General features: G+C 61.3%; 10 protein-coding genes. 7 read left to right on the top strand and 3 right to left on the bottom strand.

Going from position 1 to position 13,254, the window contains the following annotated elements:
- Nucleotides 1–129 precede the first annotated feature (129 nt).
- A complete protein-coding gene (locus tag LZK81_RS23215) occupies nucleotides 130–945 on the bottom strand; it encodes an ATP-binding cassette domain-containing protein (RefSeq protein WP_233957434.1) in 816 nt (271 codons plus the stop codon).
- Between the two features lie 264 nt (nucleotides 946–1,209).
- Here LZK81_RS23215 and LZK81_RS23220 point away from each other — a divergent pair, with 264 nt between their 5' ends.
- The 4 genes from LZK81_RS23220 to fhuB all read left to right on the top strand — a co-directional run bounded on the left by LZK81_RS23220 (nucleotide 1,210) and on the right by fhuB (nucleotide 7,343).
- Complete coding sequence (locus LZK81_RS23220; RefSeq protein ID WP_233957435.1) at nucleotides 1,210–2,094, top strand: helix-turn-helix domain-containing protein; 885 nt, start codon at nucleotides 1,210–1,212, stop codon at nucleotides 2,092–2,094.
- A 162-nt stretch (nucleotides 2,095–2,256) separates the two neighbouring features.
- The gene (locus tag LZK81_RS23225) at nucleotides 2,257–4,410 is read left to right on the top strand and encodes a TonB-dependent siderophore receptor (protein WP_233957436.1); all 2,154 of its coding nucleotides are present in this window, start codon (nucleotides 2,257–2,259) and stop codon (nucleotides 4,408–4,410) included.
- A gap of 64 nt (nucleotides 4,411–4,474) precedes the next feature.
- Nucleotides 4,475–5,359 carry an iron-siderophore ABC transporter substrate-binding protein gene (locus LZK81_RS23230; RefSeq protein ID WP_233957437.1) on the top strand — a complete coding sequence of 295 codons (885 nt, stop codon included), beginning with the start codon at nucleotides 4,475–4,477 and terminating at the stop codon, nucleotides 5,357–5,359.
- A complete protein-coding gene (gene fhuB / locus LZK81_RS23235) occupies nucleotides 5,343–7,343 on the top strand; it encodes a Fe(3+)-hydroxamate ABC transporter permease FhuB (RefSeq protein ID WP_233957438.1) in 2,001 nt (666 codons plus the stop codon). The genes LZK81_RS23230 and fhuB overlap by 17 nt, the downstream gene beginning before the upstream one ends.
- Before the next feature lie 269 nt (nucleotides 7,344–7,612).
- On the opposite strand, the gene LZK81_RS23240 is transcribed toward fhuB, so the two are convergent.
- Nucleotides 7,613–7,864, bottom strand: a complete 252-nt coding sequence (locus LZK81_RS23240) for a glycine zipper family protein (protein WP_233957439.1) — start codon at nucleotides 7,862–7,864, stop codon at nucleotides 7,613–7,615.
- 345 nt (nucleotides 7,865–8,209) lie between these two features.
- On the opposite strand from LZK81_RS23240, the gene LZK81_RS23245 reads away from it, so the two are divergent.
- Both LZK81_RS23245 and LZK81_RS23250 read left to right on the top strand, forming a co-directional pair.
- Nucleotides 8,210–8,647 carry a DUF2231 domain-containing protein gene (locus LZK81_RS23245; protein ID WP_233957440.1) on the top strand — a complete coding sequence of 146 codons (438 nt, stop codon included), beginning with the start codon at nucleotides 8,210–8,212 and terminating at the stop codon, nucleotides 8,645–8,647.
- Nucleotides 8,647–10,212 carry a PQQ-dependent sugar dehydrogenase gene (locus LZK81_RS23250; protein ID WP_233957441.1) on the top strand — a complete coding sequence of 522 codons (1,566 nt, stop codon included), beginning with the start codon at nucleotides 8,647–8,649 and terminating at the stop codon, nucleotides 10,210–10,212. Before LZK81_RS23245 ends, LZK81_RS23250 begins: the two co-directional genes overlap by 1 nt.
- 110 nt (nucleotides 10,213–10,322) lie before the next feature.
- On the opposite strand, the gene LZK81_RS23255 is transcribed toward LZK81_RS23250, so the two are convergent.
- Complete coding sequence (locus LZK81_RS23255) at nucleotides 10,323–11,291, bottom strand: mannonate dehydratase (protein WP_233957442.1); 969 nt, start codon at nucleotides 11,289–11,291, stop codon at nucleotides 10,323–10,325.
- A 411-nt stretch (nucleotides 11,292–11,702) separates the two neighbouring features.
- Here LZK81_RS23255 and LZK81_RS23260 point away from each other — a divergent pair, with 411 nt between their 5' ends.
- Entirely contained in the window at nucleotides 11,703–13,247 is a 1,545-nt protein-coding gene (locus LZK81_RS23260; RefSeq protein ID WP_418936531.1) for an ABC transporter substrate-binding protein, read from the top strand.
- Nucleotides 13,248–13,254 lie beyond the last annotated feature (7 nt).

Below are 13,254 nucleotides of genomic sequence, written 5' to 3' on the forward strand. Positions count from 1 at the left end.
AGTGAGATCGTGCGGCAGCTGTTATGGCTGCCGCTATTTCGAAGTCATGTCACGATGACGGGGCATGTGCGCCGGCTCCTGAGGATTGCTGCCTAACGGCAACCTCTACAGGGCTGACTGCATATGAAATTACTGGGCCAGCGCCACCAGCCGGCCGCTTGAGGGCTGGCATATGATATCCATCCGGACGTCGTAGATGCGAGCCAGTTCCTCGGTCGTCATGACCTCCTGCGGGGTGCCGTGGGCAATCAGCCGGCCGGAATGCAGAGCGACGATCTCATCGCAGAAGCGGGCGGCCATGTTGACGTCGTGCAGCACGGTGATGATGGTAATGCCCTTTTCGCGGCAAAGATCGTGCGTCAAGGACAGGACTTCCAACTGATGGCCGATATCGAGCGCGGAGATGGGTTCGTCGAGCAGAAGGCAGGCGGCATCCTGTGCCACAAGCATGGCAAGCCAGGCACGCTGGCGTTCGCCGCCCGACAGGCTGTCCACCATGCGTTCTGCAAAAGAGCCGATACCGGTGAGCTCGATTGCCTCCTCCACCTTCTGCCTGTCGATGGCGCTGAACCGGCCGAGCGCGCCGTGCCATGGATAACGCCCGAGCGCCACGAGTTCCTTGACCAACATGCCGGGCGCTGCCGGCGTCCGTTGCGGCAGATAGGCGAGCCGGCGGGCGAATTCCCGCGCACTCCAGTCTCCAAGGGGCTTGCCCTCGAACTGGATAGTGCCCGCGCTCAGCGCCTGCTGCCGGCCGATCAATTTCAACATCGTCGATTTGCCGGAGCCATTGTGACCGATCAGAGCAATCGACCTGCCTGCCCGAAGATCGAGCGTCAGCGGATGTAAGAGGACGCGGCCTTCGATTGCAAAGCTCGCCTCCTTCAATGACAGGAGAGGGAGATTTGCCTTGGCGATCTCACGCTCGTTTGGGTTCAGCGGCATGGTTACCATCCGTACGTCGTCTTTCAAACCGGAAAACTAGACTCATGTTTCTTCGAATCTGACGCTCCGGTCAACCGACGTCCTTTGTCGTGCCGTTGGTCGCATTGCCGCCGACCAAGCCCCATGCCAAAGCCCCTGCACTGTGTGTATTTGCACTTTCGTGCCGCGCAGATTGGGATGATGCGGCATCTGCAATGCCCGCGGGATTGATACGCCGCATTAAAGTTGATAAAAATATGCAAGTTTATTTATTCGGGTAGCTGCATGATCTTTCAACCGCGGATGCAGAACAGGATCGAGGGTTTTTCGGTCATCGGAGGGCTGAGGCGCCGTTACTGGAACGGCATCACCGCCGACCTCTGGGATGTGGAATGCGCAGCCTATGCGGGCGGCCATTACGTGGCGCGGGACCCGCGACTGTTCATCCTGCTCGATCAGCGCGGCCGCGGGCGTCCTGTCGTAAAGCTTTCCCCGAAATCCCGCGGCGCGCCACAGGACAGCAGTCAGAGCCCGATCTCCTACATTCCCGCCGACATGGACCTTTGGATGGACATTGCCGACGTGCAGTATGTGCGCCACCTCGATATCCACTTCGACGCGGACATCCTCGGCCGCCGGCTGATGGAAGACATCAACCCCAAAAAGCTCAAGGATCCCCAGTTGCTGTTCTCCGACCAGCGTGTCATGGCGCTGGCCGGACTGATCGCCGCCGAGATTTCCAATCCGGAGCCGTTGCATGATCTCTATGGGGACGGGCTCGCCCTGGCGCTCGTCATCGATGTCCTGAAGATGGTAAAGGTACCGCCCCGGCGGCGAGGAACGCTGGCAGTAGCGCAGTTGCGGCGCGCTACGGATTTCATCACCGAAAACTGCATGCGCAATATCCGCCTGCAGGAACTCGCCGACCTGACCGGACTGTCGCCATCGCATTTCAGCCATTCGTTCAAGGCATCAACCGGAATGGCGCCCCACGACTGGCAGATGAATGCCCGGCTGGAACGCGCAAAAGCCCTGCTGGCGTCGGACGTCTGCGCGTTAACCGAAGTTGCCGCCGAAACCGGCTTCTCGGACCAGGCGCATTTCACCAGGGTCTTCCGCAAACATGTGGGGACCACTCCGGCCCGCTGGCGGAAGGCCAGGCAGCAGTGATGCATTTCTGCAAATATTTGCTCACTCCTTCTGAATTTGCCCAAAAGCATTCAATTGTCGCCGATCGAACCAAGCCGAAACTTTAAATATGAGTTAACTGCTCACCTTATTGCAATGCCGCTTCCTGCGAGCGGCGAAAAGTTCGTGTGAGTGGGGCCTGGAATGAACAAGAGAAAAACAGCCTTGGGGGCAAGGCTCGGCCTGGGCGCAAGTGTGGCGTTTATTGCCCTTTGCAGCGCGTGGGCGGCTCATGCCCAGGACGCCGATACGACATTGGCGCCGATCGTCATTCGCGGCGAGGGCGAAGGCGACGGAACCGGCCCGGTCAAAGGTTATGTCGCGAGGCAGTCGACGACCGGTTCCAAGACCGATACGCCGCTCAAGGAAATCCCGCAGTCCGTGTCGGTCATTGGCCGGGAAGAAATGGCCGACCGCGGCACCGTCAGCAAGATCGACCAGGTGCTCCTCTATACGCCCGGCGTGTTCGGCCAGCCCTACGGCTCGGACCCCGACACCGACTGGATCTATGTTCGCGGCTTCAATGCTTCGCAGACGGGCGTTTTCTTCGACAGTCTCGCGCTCACCAGTCACGCCTATGGCGGCTTCCAGCTCGATCCGTTCATGCTGGAGCGCGTCGAGGTCCTCAAGGGGCCGGCCTCCGTCCTGCTCGGCGGCGCCAATGCCGGCGGCGTCGTCAACCTGATCCGCAAGCGCCCGACCGACGAGCCCTATTATCACACCGAGACCGGCATCAACACGAATGGCAACGCCTTCTTCGGTTTCGATATTTCCGACAAGGTCACCCCGGACGGCACCTTCAGCTATCGCCTGACCGGCAAGATCGCCGGTGGCGACAACTATACCGACTATAGCGAGGACCTGCGCGGCTTCATCATGCCGCAATTCACCTTCTCGCCGGATGCAGGCACCAGCCTGACGGTCTGGGCCAATATCAGCGGCCTCGACCAGGTCCACACGACCAACGGCCTGCTGCCCTACGGCGGCACGGTCGTCGACGCCGGCTACGGCAAGATCCCGCGCGACATGTTCCTTGGCGACCCGAACTTCGACGATGGCACGGTCGTTCAGAAAATGGTCGGCTACGAGTTCGAGCACGAGTTCGAAGGCGGCTGGAAGTTCACTCAGAACCTGCGTTACGGGCATCTCTTCAAGCGCGAACAGTATGTCTATCCGTTCGACCTCAACCAGGCGGATGCGGTGGTCGGCCGCTACAGCGAAGATATCACCTCGACCGCAGATGCCTTCAACGTGGACAACCGGATCGAAAACGGATTCGATTTCGGCGGCGCATCGCACAAGATCATGGCGGGCCTGGATTATCGGTATTACCGCCTGCATACCGACCAGTTTGCGAGCGCCTTCGGATCTGTCCCTGCCTTCGACCCCGCCAACCCTGCCTATGGTGTGGTTCTGCCGCCGCTCAACCGTGACGTCAACCAGATCTACACGATCAACCAGGTCGGCGTTTACGCGCAGGATCAGATCAAGTTCGGCGATGGCTGGATCGCCACCTTCAACGGCCGCTACGACTACGTCCACAACGAGATCGATGATCTTATGCCGGCAGGAACGGCGAACTATTCCAGCAACGACCGTGCCTGGAGCGGCCGCGCGGGCCTGGCCTACGAGTTCGACAACGGCCTGACGCCCTATGTCAGCGCCGCTACCTTCTTCAGCCCGATCGTCGGCCTGACAGGCGGCGCGGCGCCGAAGCCCGAGGAAGGCTACCAGTTCGAGGCAGGCGTCAAGTACGAGCCGACCTGGCTCGACGGCAGCCTGACGGCCTCCGTCTTCGACATCACGAAGCAGAACTACACGATCACCACCGGCCCGGTAACCAGCCAGCTCGGCGAAGTCCGCTCAAGGGGCGTCGAAGTGGAAGGCAAGTTCAATCTGGACGAGAACTGGAAGGTCATCGCCGCAGCGTCGTATACGGATATCGAGATCACCAAGGACAATCCGACGCTGATCGGAAAGACGCCCAACGTCGTGCCCGACGTTCTTGGTTCGCTCTGGCTCGACTACACCGTTCCGGCAGGGCCGTTGGAAGGGCTCGGCTTCGGCGCCGGCGTCCGCTATCGCGGCAAGTCCTGGGCGGACAATGAGAACACCTTGCGCGTTCCGGATGCGACCGTCCTCGACGCGGCGATCCGCTACGAGAAGAACGACTGGAAGGCGTCCCTGAACGTCACCAACCTGTTCGACAAGGAATATGTCGCAGGCTGCAACACGCAGTATTTCTGCGGCTACGGCGAGGCACGCACCGTCAACTTCAAGATCAGCAAGGTCTGGTAATTTGACAATCTGAGACAAGTTTTTCAGGAAGGCCTGTTTGGGGCCTTCCTGTGCCTTGGGAGACATGCCGAGAGTGCCGCAATTCACCCGCAGAACCATGCTTTCAGCCGCCGCCGTCCTGGCGGCGGCGCGCGTTCCGCGGGCGCAGGACGTGGGGTCGCGGGTTGCGACGCTCGACTGGGCACTTCTCGAAACGCTGCTTGCGATCGGCGCCAATGTCGTGGCGGCGACCGAGCTTCACCAGTTCCGCCAGGTTGCGATCAAACCCGATGTCCCCGACGGCGTCGCCGATCTCGGCCTGCGCGGCACGCCGAATTTCGAGGTGCTGCGTTTCGCTCGCCCGGACCTGATCCTCAACTCGAATTTCTACGCCTGGGCCGATCCGCTGATGAGCCGCATCGCGTCGGTCGAAAGCCATCCGATCTACAAACCCGGCGAAAGCCCTTACCTCCTTGCCGAACAGGCGACGCTGGCGATCGGCGAGCGGCTGCGGCGGCCCGCAGCCCGCAGGATGGTCGAGGAGCTCGCTGCCCGGCTCGATCGCTACAAGAACCTCTTCGCCAGGGGTGACGGGCGCCCCGTCCTGCCGATCAATCTTGGCGATGCGCGCCATTACCGGGTCTTCGGTTCCGACAGCATGTTCGGCGAGGTGCTGAAACGCGTCGGGCTGGCCAATGCCTGGACGGGCGCGACCAGTTATTCGGCCATGGCGCCGATGGGCATCGAGACACTGGCTTCCATGCCCGACGCCTGGATCGTCCTCATTCCCCCGCATCCGGAGGATGCCTTTGAAGCTCTGGCCGAAAGCGCTTTCTGGAAGGCCCTGCCCGCAGTGCGTGAAAATCGCGTGCTGACGGTCGGATCAATCAATCCCTATGGGGCTCTGCCGGCCGCAAGCCGGTTTGCCGATTTCCTGGCGGAAGGGTTTTCCCATGTCCGAAACGGTTAGCCTTCATGCGCCCATGCGCACGGGCCTGCCCCACTTTTTTCCTGCCGCGGTGCTCGGCGTCGCCTGCGTTGTCTCTTTCACCCTGCTTCTGGCGTTTCGCCCGCACGTTCCCGGGGCAGCGACCACCGCTGCGGCGCTCGATGCGATCCTGCTGTGGAACAGTCTTCTGCCTCGTGCCGCGATTGCGCTGATCGCCGGGGCAGCGCTCGGTCTTTCCGGCGCGCTGCTGCAACGGGTATTGCGCAATCCGATCGCCGATGCCTCGACCCTCGGCATCGCCTCGGGTGCACAACTGGCGCTGACGCTCAGCCTCGGTTTTCTGCCACTTATGACAGGCATCTCCCGCGAGCTGGTCGCCTTTGCCGGTGGTTTCGCCGCGGTGGCGATCGCGCTGGCGCTGAGCTGGCGGCGCGGGCTGGATCCCGTCACGGTGGCGATCTCCGGCATGATCGTCAGCCTGATCGCGGCTTCGCTCAGCGTGACGCTGGTTCTGGCGCGCGGCGAATACGCCATGTCGATCCATATCTGGGGTGCGGGCGCGCTCAACCAGCAGGACTGGAGTGGCGTCATCTCGCTCGCGCCGCGGCTGGCGGCGGGCATTCTCGCCGCGGCACTTCTGCTGCGACCGCTGAATGTCCTGGCTCTTGACGATTCCAGTGCCAGAAGCCTCGGCGTCGCGCTGCATGGGGTCCGGTTTTCGATCCTCGTCCTCGCCGTCTGGCTGTCTGCCTCGGTCACGGCAACGGTCGGCATCATCGGCTTCCTGGGGCTTGCGGCACCCACCATGGCCAGGTTCTGCGGCGCGCGCACAACCGGACAGGTGATGATGGCCGCTCCTCTCGCAGGCGCCGCAGTGCTTTTCCTCGCAGATTGCCTGACCCAGCTGCTGGGGCCGGGTTTTTCCGATCTCGTGCCGACAGGTGCCGCAACCGCTCTGCTCGGCGGACCACTGCTTCTCCTGCTCCTGCCGCGCGTCCACGGGTTTTCTACCGTGACCGCAACGGCCGATGCCGCCTCGCGGCAGCTTCGAAAGCCTGCTGCCGCGCTGTCGCTTCTGGCAGCCGCGCTTGTCATCATCTTCGCCCTCGTACTAACGCTAAGCCCGACGGATCACGGCTGGAGCGTTGCACTCGGCCCGCTCTTTTCCGAACTTCTGCCCTTCCGCCTGCCGCGTATCCTGGCAGCCGGCGGTGCCGGCGCCATGCTCGGAGCAGCCGGCTTCATCATGCAACGCGTGACCGGCAACCCGATCGCCAGTCCCGAAGTGCTCGGTGTTTCGAGCGGCGGCGGTGCCGGCTTGACGGTCGCTCTCTTCCTGTTCGGCTTCCCGTCACCTGCAATCATGCTTCTCGGCATGGCGCTCGGCTCGCTTGCCGCGTTCCTGGTGATGATCGCGATTGCGGGCCGCTCCGGGTTTTCGGCCGAACGGCTGCTGCTTGCCGGCATCGCCATCAGCGCCTTCTGCATGGCGATCGTCAGCATGGTGCTCGCCCAGGGCGACATGCGCAGCTATATCCTGCTCACCTGGATGTCCGGCTCGACCAATCGCGCCGGCGCCTTCGAAGCCTGGACGGCGATGATCGCACTCGTAGTGTTGACGGCACCGCTTTTCCTGATGATCCGCTGGCTCGCCATACTGCCGCTCGGCACCGGCCTTTCCCGCAGCATCGGCCTTCGCGTCCTGCCGTCCCGCCTTGTGCTCGCCGTCCTTGCGGCATTGATGACGGCGATCTCCTCGTTTCTCGTTGGCCCCTTGAGCCTGGCAGGACTGATCGCGCCGCATCTCGCCCGGCTGATCGGTTTCCAGAAGCCGCATCACCAGCTTGCCGCGGCAATACTGATCGGCGCTGGCGTGCTCATGATGGCCGACTGGCTGTCGCGGGTCGTCATCTATCCCTATCAGGTCCCGGTCGGCCTCTTCGCGGCGCTGATCGGCGGGCCTTATCTTCTCTGGCTGCTTGGAGGAAAGGACCGCTCCCCATAATGGCCGAACGCTTCACGCTATCCGGCAGCCATCAATGTTTGGCGAGCCCTGTGCCCCTCGGCTATCTGTTGAAAGATCGCTATCGCGTGCTGCATTGCCTTGGCCGTCGTCCAGCATGAAGCGGGACCGCGACGACCGAGCACTCCCTGGGCGTCGCTCGAAGATCGTCTCCCTGCAGAACCTTCGTGGCTCGGAGAGCCCTTTCCATTGCCATCTCCCGTTGCTTAGGCCTCCGCTCCGTATCCGCGGCCTTGCGTCAGGGAGAAACCTCAGCATCGATCGACGTAGCGGTTCCCGTCGCGGTCGCGGTAGTAGCAGCGGCCGGGCTGCCCCGCGACATTCCCGATCAAGGCCCCGGACACGCCACCCACGGCCGCACCAACCGCGGCGCCGCGAACGTTGCCCGTTGCCACGCCGCCGACGACAGCACCTGTGGCAGCGCCGATTCCCGCCCCCCGTTCAGTCGACGTGCAAGCTGTGAGGCACAACCCGACACATCCGATGACGATAAAATTTTTCATTTGAACCTCCATTCCAGTTTTCTCGCTGATAGACTGGCTTGCTTCCTTGGGCATGGCGGCGCGACACGCCGAGTGTCGGCTTTGGCTGGAACGTCGCGCTAAGTTCCCCGAACCAAGTCCGATGCCGAAAGTTCCAAAGCAATTGGGGGCGGCTCCGCCGGCGAAGGCTGCTGCTTCTTCAAGGCTTGCCGACGCGAGCCATTAATCCTGCCCTGCCACAACGGGTGACAGGACTCTGCAGGCGAAAAAGACTTCCGATTCAAGGGCGCAACACCGGAACGGAACCATCCCCTGCTTCCGCGGGTTGAATGGCATGTTTTGCGCTCTTGCCTCTGGGAGCATGCCATGGCTGTACTTTCCTCCAATGATCGAGACGCGGCCGCCTATCCGATACAGTCGCTTTTCGTCCCGTTCCCTTTTGTCTGCTTCACGCTTGCATTCGCGACCGATATCGCCTTCTGGCAGAGCAACAACCTCATGTGGCAGAACTTCTCCGCATGGCTGTTGTGCGCCGGCCTGGTGTTCGGCGTGATTGCGATCCTGGCTGGCCTCATAGACCTCGTGCGGCCCCGCACCCGTCCACTGCGGCCAGCTTTCCCGTCCGCGCTTCTCTACCTGATCATCCTCGCCCTTGCCGTCCTGAACAGCCTCGTCCATGCCGGCGACGGATGGACCGCCGTGGTCCCCTATGGACTGACGCTCTCTGCCTTTACATTTGTGCTTTGCCTGGTGGCAGCCGCTGTTTCCGCCCGCAAATATGCCAGATTGGCCTGGAGAATATGATGATGAGGTCCCTTATTCTCGGCACTTCGGTTCTGTCGCTTTCCCTCGGGCTCGGCGCATCGGCGCAGGAAGCCAGATTCGATCTGTCCCAGCAGATCGGCCCGAACCCGTTTCTGCCTGACCCCTCTCCTTCCCTGATACCCGATGTGAAGGTCGCGGAAGTGGTCGGCTGGAAGGACGGCGAGACGCCTACCGTTCCGGATGGCCTGAAGGTCACCGCCTATGCCAAGGACCTTGCCAATCCCCGCACCGTCCATACCCTGTCAAATGGCGATGTGCTCGTCGTCCAGTCCCGCGGTCCGGCCGGCGAGCCGATCTCGCGGCCGAAGGATTTCATCCGCGACTGGGTCATGTCGATCGCCCACGGCGGTGAACAGAAAGAAAGCAATGTCATCACCCTGCTGCGTGACACCAATCGCGACGGCATGGTCGATGAACGCCACGACCTCCTGAAGAAGCTCGATTCTCCCTTCGGCCTCGCCTGGATAGACAATACGCTTTATGTCGCCACGACGAGCGCCATCCTTGCCTACCCCTACGAACTCGGCCGGAACGAGATCACCGCGCAGCCGAAAACGCTGACGCCCCTGCCCGGCGGTCCGATCAATCATCATTGGACAAAAGATCTGGCCCTCAGCCCTGACGGCCGGACGCTTTATGTCTCGGTCGGATCGAACTCCAACATCGTCGAGAACGGTTTCGAAGCAGAAAAAGGCCGTGCTGCGATCTGGCAGGTCGACCGGCAGACCGGCGCCGCCCGCGTTTTCGCCTCGGGTCTGCGCAACCCGAACGGTCTCTCCTTCAACCCCGAAACGGGTGCGCTCTGGACCGTCGTCAACGAACGCGACGAGCTCGGCCCGAACCTCGTTCCTGATTACATGACCTCGGTGGAGGACGGCGCCTTCTACGGTTGGCCGTGGAGCTACTACGGCAACCACGTCGATGCTCGCGTTCATCCGCCACGTCCCGACATGGTCGAAAAGGCAATCCAGCCGGACTACGCCCTGTCCAGCCATGTCGCCGCGCTCGGACTGACTTTCTCGATGAATTCCGCCCTGCCAGCCGCATACGCAAACGGCGCCTTCATCGGCGAGCACGGCAGCTGGAACCGGGACAGCTTCAATGGCTACAAAGTCATCTTCGTACCGTTCCAGAACGGCAAGCCATCTGGCAAGGCGCAGGATGTCGTCACAGGCTTCATCCAGGGCAATCAGGCGAAAGGACGGCCGGTCGGCGTCGGGATCGATGGGACGGGAGCGCTGCTTGTTGCCGATGACGCCGGCAATACCGTCTGGCGCGTTGCTTCATCCGACGGTCGGGTCACGCCGCAGCCGATTGGCACGGACCAGGTGTCTAGCAATCAGCAACTGTCGTCGCCCGCGAAAACCGGCAGGCTTCCCGACGGAGCATCCGGTATCGGAGCGGAAATCACCGCGTCGACTACGACACCCGCGCGGCCTCCCACTTCAGCCGACGAACGCCTGACCGGTCAGGAGCCGCTTTCCGGCCAACCGGATAAGCTCGTGCCCGCCCAGATGCAGATCGCTCCCGCGACGGGCCCTTGACGACTTAGCAGCAGATCAAGGACAGAACCCTGCTGCAACGCTTCGGGATCGGAGCCGCCGAGCCGGCAGCTTCGATCAACGACGTGGCGTATGAGTGACCGTCAAAGTCACTATCTCATTGCTTCGAGCAAGGCCGCTATATAGCCGTAGCAAAACGCAAAGGCTACGCCCGTGGGATCGCGGCCGCTTATCGTGGGAACGTGATCCGGCATGATCATGTAGCGATAGCCGACCTCTTTATAAATTTTGAGAGAGCGCACCATGTCCATGTCGCCCTCGTCCGGAAAAGTTTCCATGAAGGAGAGCTTTCCGCCCGCGATATTACGGAAGTGGACATTGAAGATCTTGCCGCGTGTCCCGAACCAGCGAATGATATCGTCGATTTCTTGCCTGGGATCGTCCAGCATTTCACCGATCGAGCCTTGGCAAAAATTGAGACCGTGATAGGGGCTCTCGCGCATCAGCACAAACTTCTTCAAACCCTCGACGGTGCCGAGCACGCGAGTAACGCCCTTGTAGCCGGGCGGGGTGTAAGGGTCATGCGGATGGCAGGCAAGCCGCACCTTGTTGCTCTCTGCGACGGGCACCACGCGTTCCAGAAAATAGTCGATCCGCTCCCAGTTTTCGTCCTCGGGCAGCACGCCCGCCAGGCCTGGTTCAGCCTGCTGGTCAGCCTTGTCCCATCGAAAGGCCTCGTTGAGTGACCCGCCTCGCCCCGGTTCCATCTGGGTACGTGGGATGCCGATCAGATTGAGATTGTATTTCACCGACGGTATCCCGGCCTTGGCCGTTTCCTCGATCAGCCTGCACACCGCGTCGATCTGCCGGTCGCGATCGGGACCCTTGAGGAGGATATCCGGATAGGATGCCTTCTCGATGGGCTGCGACGGAAGCGGAAGCTGGATCATGTCGAGGATGAGCCCGAAGCTTTCAATCTTGTCGCGATGACGTTCGAGATCTTCCAGTTTCCAGCTCGACGGCGCGCCGGGCGGATCTGCGCAGATGTGTTTCAATCCCAATTGAGCGAAAACGCGGTAGTCGTCATCATCTCTCGCGCCAACTTGTGTGCCAACATACATTTCAATATCCTCCCAAGCCTCTCACATATCATACGACCTATTATGGTTTTTATTGGCTGTCGAGCATCTTCGTGCAGTCCGGCGCCCAGACGGGGCGGACGGACTTATCCCGGGACAGCTTCCCGCCGCCGGCAGAGAGTCTTTCAGGCTCTCCGCGAGGATCGCGTGGATAACACGAATTATCAAGCGGTTACCCTTGGCTACCTTACCCTGAAGATCTTCAGGAAGGCTTGCCGGAGGTCCGGAAGCCAGCCTGATGGGCGATTTCGGCAAAGCTTGCCATCCCTCAGAAAGTCCGCTAAGTCATCATACAACGCTTAAAACAAGCGGCAATGCCCTTGGTCAACTCTGGGAGGAGTTTCAATGAAATACCTTTGCACCCGATTGCTCGTCGGCGCGGCTTTTGCCGTCATGTCTTTCGGCACGCCGGCAGCTTTTGCCGAGACGCCGGCCAACCAGCTCGTCATTGCGACCTCGCTTGCCCAGGTTCTCTCGCTGGATCCTCATCAGGCGACGGAAGCCAAGGCAAACGAGATCATGGCAAACCTCTACGATCGCCTGGTTTCCACCGACGGCTCTGGAAAGGTTTCCCCGCAGCTCGCCGAAAAGTGGGAGATCGATGACAAGGGGATAACGTTCCATCTGCGGAAGGCGGAATTCGCCTCGGGCAACCCGGTCACCTCCGCGGACGTGGTCTACTCGATCACCCGTCTCCTGAAACTCGACCAGGCCGCGGCCGCCAATCTCAAGCGTGTCGGCTACAACGGCGCCAACGTTGAAAAGCTGGTGACGGCGCCAGACGAGAAGACCGTGCGCATAGACCTTTCCGGCGAGGTCACGTCGGAACTCCTGCTCTATCGACTGGCGATGGTCATCGCGAGCGTTGTCGACAGCAAGGAACTGAAGAGCCATGTCGTCAACGACGATTGGGGCAATGCATGGTTACGCACCAGTTCGGCAGGCTCAGGCCCTTTCACGCTGAACAAGTGGACGCCGAACGAGATCGTCATCCTCGACGCGAACAAGAATTACGTCGCCGGACAGCCGAAGATGCGCCGCGTCGTCGTTCGGCATGTGCCTGAAAGTCAGGTCGAGCGGCTGATGCTCGAGCGTGGCGATATCGACATCGCGAGCGCGCTGACCGCAACCGACCTTGCAACATTCACCGGCAAGCAAGGTTATGAAATCCAGCGCGTCCCGACAGGGGGGTTCTATGTCCTGTCGATGAACGCCGGCAAGGAACCGCTCTCCAATCCGAAGGTCCGCGAGGCGATTGCCTACGGCATTGACTACAAGGGCATGGAAAAGGCGATCATGGGGCCATACGGCCGGGCACGCACGGTTCCCGTTCCGGAAAATTTCGAATTCGCCATTCCGAGCCCGGATTGGAAGCTGGACGTGGCAAAGGCAAAGGCCTTGCTTGCAGAAGCCGGGTACAAGGACGGCTTCACGCTGAACCTCAAGACGATTGCCCAGACGCCGCGCATCGATCTTGCAACCGCGATCCAGGCGTCGCTCGGTCAGATCGGCGTGAAGATCAATATCATGCAGGGCAATGGTGCGGATATCATCGCCGCGCACCGAGCGCGAGATTTCGATCTCCTGATCCCGCAAACCGGGGCCTATATGCCGAATGTTCTGGGCGCGATGGAGCAATTCTCGAGCAATCCGGACAATTCGCTGAAGGCCAATAATGCCGGCAACTTCGTATGGCGTTCCAGCTGGGACATTCCCGAGCTGACCGCCATCACGGCCAAGGCAGCGATGGAGCCGGACGCGAAGAAGCGCGGAGCGCTTTACGTTGAGATGCAGGAAATGTTCGTTGCCCAGAAGCCTGCTGTTCTGCCGCTTTTCGAACGCTACGAACCGATCGTCCTGACGAGCCGTGTGCAGGGCTATGTCGGGCATCCGAGCCAGACGACACGTCTGGAAGGTGTCACGAAGACCGATAAGTAACTTAACG

Source organism: Neorhizobium galegae (genome assembly GCF_021391675.1).
Lineage (GTDB): Bacteria > Pseudomonadota > Alphaproteobacteria > Rhizobiales > Rhizobiaceae > Neorhizobium > Neorhizobium galegae_B.

Coding starts and splice junctions, on each gene's coding strand:
- LZK81_RS23215 (WP_233957434.1), bottom strand. CDS start 945: ATGCCGCTGAACCCAAACGAGCGTGAGATCGCCAAGGCAAATCTCCCT.
- LZK81_RS23220 (WP_233957435.1), top strand. CDS start 1,210: ATGATCTTTCAACCGCGGATGCAGAACAGGATCGAGGGTTTTTCGGTC.
- LZK81_RS23225 (WP_233957436.1), top strand. CDS start 2,257: ATGAACAAGAGAAAAACAGCCTTGGGGGCAAGGCTCGGCCTGGGCGCA.
- LZK81_RS23230 (WP_233957437.1), top strand. CDS start 4,475: ATGCCGAGAGTGCCGCAATTCACCCGCAGAACCATGCTTTCAGCCGCC.
- fhuB (WP_233957438.1), top strand. CDS start 5,343: ATGTCCGAAACGGTTAGCCTTCATGCGCCCATGCGCACGGGCCTGCCC.
- LZK81_RS23240 (WP_233957439.1), bottom strand. CDS start 7,864: ATGAAAAATTTTATCGTCATCGGATGTGTCGGGTTGTGCCTCACAGCT.
- LZK81_RS23245 (WP_233957440.1), top strand. CDS start 8,210: ATGGCTGTACTTTCCTCCAATGATCGAGACGCGGCCGCCTATCCGATA.
- LZK81_RS23250 (WP_233957441.1), top strand. CDS start 8,647: ATGATGAGGTCCCTTATTCTCGGCACTTCGGTTCTGTCGCTTTCCCTC.
- LZK81_RS23255 (WP_233957442.1), bottom strand. CDS start 11,291: ATGTATGTTGGCACACAAGTTGGCGCGAGAGATGATGACGACTACCGC.
- LZK81_RS23260 (WP_418936531.1), top strand. CDS start 11,703: ATGTCTTTCGGCACGCCGGCAGCTTTTGCCGAGACGCCGGCCAACCAG.